A 5,252-nucleotide genomic window follows, 5' to 3' on the forward strand; every position below is an offset into this window, starting at 1 on the left:
CCGGTCCGCGGCCGGGGCTCGCGGTCCGTTTGGAGGGGATCTCTTACCGCCTGCGCAAAGGGCGCAGGCGCCGAGATGACGTTCTATTAAGACGGGACAAGCTCTCACCGCCGATATGACGTTAATGCTGAACGGGACAAAGGGAACGACGCCGGCCCACCGCCGGGGAAGGCAGACAATAAGGCTTTCCGTTTTCTTGTCCCGTCGGGCCGGTCCGCGGCCGGGGCTCGCGGTCCGTTTGGAGGGGATCTCTTACCGCCTGCGCAAAGGGCGCAGGCGCCGAGATGACGTTCTGATCAGACGGGACAAGCTCTCACCGCCGATATGACGTTAATGCTGAACGGGACAAAGGGAACGACGCCATGCCCGCCGCCGGGATGTGGTTTGAGCAGGCCGCGCACGCCAAAAGTGTCGGAAATCACAGGTTTTGCGGTGATTTTCGCATATATTTATACTGTTTTTGCATTATAATATTATTGAGAAAAGTTTTTAAGGAGATGCAAGCATGAGCAAGATCAGATTTGCCGTTTTGGGCAGCGGCGGGCGCTGGATGAGCGTGGACAACGTATATCCCCAGCATCCCGACGTGGAGTTTGTGGCGCTGTGCGACAACGCCACCGGTATGGTGGAGGAGGCGGCGGCCCATTACAAGCAGAGCATGGGCAAGGATATAGCCATCTATCACAGCTATGAGGAGCTGATAAAAAACGCCTCCTACGACGCCATCATCATAGATATGGACCCGGACCAGCAGGCGGACTACGCCGTAGCGGAGATGGAGCGGGGCATCCACGTGCAGACCGAGGTGCCGGCGGCCTGGACCATAGACCAGTGCTGGAAGCTGGTCCGGGCGGTGGAAAAGACCGGCTGCAAATATCAGCTGGCGGAGCAGGCCCGCTACTGGAATTTCATCCGCATCTGGCGGGAGATGGCCGCCAGGGGCGAATTCGGCAAGATCATCTACGCCGAGGCGGAATACCTCCACTACGAGCCCAGATGGGACTGGTTCCAGAACGTGGAGACCAGGCGGCGGATCTGGACCGACGATCCTTCCTACTATGACGACCCGAACTACACCTACACCTGGAGAGGCCGGTGCTTCGAAAATCCCATCTGGTATCTGCCCCACTCCCTGTCCCCTCTGCTGTCCATTACCGGCGGCAGGATAGAGAGGGTCAGCTGTCAGGGCACCCGGGCCGGCTCCTACGCCTCAAAGGGCTTCAGGGCCAGAGACATAGAGTGCGCTCTGATGTACAACTCCGACGACATAGTCTTTTCCCTGCGGGCGGGCTTTTCTTCCCCCTACGGCCACAAAAAGGAGACCGGGGCCCACTGGTATCAGATCAAGGGCTCCGAAAAGAGCGTGGAGTGGGCCCGCACGGACCTGGAGGAGGACTGCGGCAAGAGCTACAGCCTGGAGACCGACTGGGTGCGCCATCCCGAATGGGGCTGCCCCGATCCGGATGCTCCCGAGGAATTCAGACGGGCTCTCCACGGCGGCACGGACTACTATCCCATGTATTATTTCGTGGACGCCATCAAGAGCGACAAGCAGCCCCCTATGGACGTCTATAAGGCCGTGGAATGCGCGGCGCCCGCAGTGCTGGCTATGGAATCGGCCCAAAAGGGCGGCGAGCTGCTCACAGTCCCCGATTTCAGGAGCGGAAAATGACAGTATATTATTACGCAGATCCCGAGGCCCGGCGGCAGGCCGCGGACAAGGGCGGGTGGTGGACCCCCGCCTATATCCCCTGCCTCCTCACGGAGCTGGGCGTCACTGCCGAGCCTCTGGCCCCCGGCGCCGAACCGGGTCCCGACGACGTGGTCTTTGCCCCGGCGGGGACGGAGCTGCCCCCCTGCAAGCGGGTGCTCTGGCCCGTCACAGACCGGAAGGAGCGGGGCGTAAAAGGAGTTTTTGACCTGGAAGGGGTCAGGGTATTTTTGTCCGTGCCCCTGACAGGAGAGCCCGTCTCGGAGACGGAGGACTCTCTCACCTTCGGCTTTGACCTGCCCGGGCAGCTGTGGTTTGCCGGCGACGGCTTCCCCAGGCCGCCTCAGAACTTCTTCGTGGGCCGGATCCCCGACGCGGTCCCCGTGGACTGTCCCGACAAGGCTGTGGAGCCCTACAACGCCGCCCTGCTGCGGCGGCTGGCCCGGACCCTGAGGAAGTGGGGCGTGCCCATGTTCGCTCCCCTGCCTCCCCTGGAAGGGCTGCTGCCCGACGTGGGCCTCACCGTGTCCGGCGACGACGACGCCTGCTCCGCCGACATCAATCTGGAGGCCGGCAGCGTCATGAACGGTCTGGGCATCAGATATCACATCAACGCCATGCCCACGCCGGACGGAAAGTTCATCATGTCCCGGGAGGACTATGACACCCTGAGGGCCATGGGCACCGAGACGGCCCTGCATCTGGACCTGACGGTCAAGCCGGAGGACACTCCGGGGGAGACCCGGCGGCAGGCGGCTCTGTTTGAAAGCTATTTCGGCGACAGGCCCGTCACCAACTGCAACCACTGCCTGATACAGGTGGGAGAGTGCGACGAGAGGCTGGAGGCTCTGGCCGCCGCCGGGGTCATAGCCGACAACTCCAAGAACGGAGACCCCGACCCGGAGGATATCAACGGCTTTGATATGACCGGCTTCGGCTTTGGCTTCATACACCCCCGCTACACCCTCAACCGGAAAGGGGAATGGATCGACTGTATGGAGATCCCCCAGAACTACTATGAGCCCAGGGTAGGGGGCAAATACGGCTCCGACACGGAAAAGCTGCGCCGCTACTTCGCCATAGGCGAAAAGTATATGGGCGTGTGCCAGCTGTTCATCCATCCCCACTATCTGTGCTCGGACAACCCCCACTCTGCCTGGTCCGTGGCCGCCCTCAGGGCCGCCAAGGGCTTCCTGCAGGGTAAAAGGGTGTGGCAGACCACCGTCAACGACCTGGCCGTGTGGTGGCGCAACAGGCGGCTCGGCTCTCTGGAGATGAAGGACGGAGCCATTGCGGCGGAGGTCAAGGCGCCCTCCATAGTCCTGCTGCCCGAGGGCTTCGACACCACCGGCAGCGACTATCCCGTCAGGACCGCCCCGTCCGGCCTGAAATACGTGGCTCTGCAGAAGCCCGGCCGGCACGAGATACCCCTGAGAAAGCTGAAGGAGTGGGAAAAATAAAATATGAGAGCCGTTTTTTCGTGAAAATGCGAAAAATGTGATATAATATAAGTGAGTGTTCAAGCGGGAGTCTTTTTTTCATATTCACTCCCGGCAGTCTCTTTATGAACTGTAACATTCTTACCTCCTATTGAGAGGGTGAGAATCCCTCCTTTTCTTGCAGAGAATCCGTTCTCTGCTTTTTTTTGTGTCCGGGGGCCGGCGGTGTGTTATAATATCATTGAATACTCCCGAGAGAGGCTGACCCATGAAAATACTCGCCGCGGCCGCGGCGCTGCTCTTCCTGTCCCTGGCCTGCGCCGCGCTTCCGGCGCAAAAGCCGGTGTATGTGCTGGACCTGTCCCCCATGGCCCTCAGAGGCGCCGCCGCCCGGGAGGATGCCGAAAAGCTGTGGGACACCCTGCTGCTGGCCGCCTGCATCCAGGGGATAGCCAACCGCCGGTCGCCGGAGGTGTATCTGATATTCACGGGCACCGAGGCCTCGGAGGACGGCTCCTGCGACCGGTTCTGGCTCTCGGTGATGGAGAAGGGCTTTCTGAAGGGCAGGCCCCAAAAGCCCGTCAGGGACGTGTGGATGCTGACGGACATCTTCAGGAGCAGGGTGAAGGGGCTGTGCGTCTATGACCCGGAGGTGCCCGCCACCTGCAACGCCGCCGTCACGGCCGCCGGCTGCGAGGACCTGCTGTGCGTCCGCTATGACCCGGCGCCGTCTTCCGCATATTCCCGGCTCCGAAAGACCTTTCCCGTCAAGCGGTGGCTCATAGGGCCCGACGGCTCCCGCCTCTTCACGGGCCGGGGCACCGTGCCCGGGACCGACCTCCCCTCCAGCGGCTCCGCCAAGTGCGACGCCTATCTGTGGGCCAAGGCCAAATATCTGGACACGGGCAGGTGCGACCCCTCTCTGCTGGGCTATTACATCGACGCCTGCTGGCTCAGAGACCCGGCGGGGCGCCCTTCCTCCTGTGCCCTGGGGAACCGGGACCTGCTCATCAGCCGCCGGGGCTTTTGCTTTGACCTGTCCCCCTGGGACGACGAGATACCCGGCGACGAGCCGGACCGGCAGGGCGGCTCGGACCCGGAGACCCTGAAGAGCATACTGCGGAGCTGCTGGGAGAAAACGGAGGGCAAAAAGCTCATCACCGTGTGCGGCTTCCTCCCCTGGGACAAAAAATACAGCGCGGTCTCCGGGGGCAGGCACGGAGTGGTGGAGGGCGAGTGGAAGCTGGCGGAAATACTGTCCTCCCACAACGCCTGCCTGGACGCCGACGCCATCAATTACTGCGGCATGTGCAACGCCTCCTTTTTCCGGTGGGAGCCCCTGCGCCGCCGATACCCCCAGACCGCTCCCCGGACCGCGGAAGCCCAGGCCGGCAACAAGTGCTACGTCTGCTTTTACGCCGGGGACTACGACTCCGCGGCCTGGATGTATCAGAATCTGCCCGCCATATGGAACGACCCGGCCCGGGGCGGGGAGCCCATGTGCTGGGGCTTCAACCCCAATCTGGCCGGGCGCTTTCCCACCGGCTTCAACTACGTCCGGGGGACCGCCACGGACCGGGACTGGTTCGTGGGAGGCGACTCGGGAGCCGGCTATCTGAACCCGGGCTTTCTGGCGGAGCCCCGGCCCTCCGGGCTCCCCTCGGGAGTCTCTGCCTGGGCCGGGACCTGCGCCCGGTGGTACAGGCAGTTTGACCTGGATATCACCGGCTTTTTGCTGGAGGGCAACGCTCCGCCCATGACAGAGGAGCTGTGGGATGCGCTGGAGAGCTTTTCCCCTATGGGCGCCGCCGGCATGTATATGGAGGAAGCGGGCCTGCGGGGCCGGATGCCCTTTGCGCTGAACCGCTATGACCTCATAGATTTTGACAAGACCCGCAAGGAGGCCAATGCAGACGCGATCGCCCGGCTGGCCCGGGAAAAGACCCCCTGCTTCCTGCTGGTGCGGCATATACTGTGGACCCCGTCGGAGCAAAAGGAGTTCATGGAGCTCCTGTCGGGGAAGGGGGAGTTTGTCCAGACGGACATATACACCTTTATGGCCCTGGTGAAGGACTTTTGCCGGAAGGGCGGGGTCTATACGC

General features: G+C 62.4%; 3 protein-coding genes. All 3 read left to right on the plus strand.

Annotated features, from left to right (window positions below):
* Positions 1–505: 505 nt before the first annotated feature.
* Positions 506–1,672, plus strand: coding sequence for a Gfo/Idh/MocA family oxidoreductase (locus tag IK083_10690; GenBank protein MBR4750020.1), 1,167 nt, complete (start codon positions 506–508; stop codon positions 1,670–1,672).
* Entirely contained in the window at positions 1,669–3,171 is a 1,503-nt protein-coding gene (locus IK083_10695; GenBank protein MBR4750021.1) for a hypothetical protein, read from the plus strand. The genes IK083_10690 and IK083_10695 overlap by 4 nt, the downstream gene beginning before the upstream one ends.
* A 247-nt stretch (positions 3,172–3,418) precedes the next feature.
* A partial coding sequence (locus tag IK083_10700) for a hypothetical protein (GenBank protein ID MBR4750022.1) occupies positions 3,419–5,252 on the plus strand: 1,834 nt, incomplete at its 3' end.

It is taken from the genome of Abditibacteriota bacterium (assembly GCA_017552965.1).
In the GTDB taxonomy this organism is placed as follows: Bacteria; Armatimonadota; UBA5829; order UBA5829; family UBA5829; genus RGIG7931.

What these genes read in the sequence shown, in the direction of transcription:
- IK083_10695 (MBR4750021.1), top strand. Translation starts at nt 1,669, where the DNA reads ATGACAGTATATTATTACGCAGATCCCGAGGCCCGGCGGCAGGCCGCG.
- IK083_10690 (MBR4750020.1), top strand. Translation starts at nt 506, where the DNA reads ATGAGCAAGATCAGATTTGCCGTTTTGGGCAGCGGCGGGCGCTGGATG.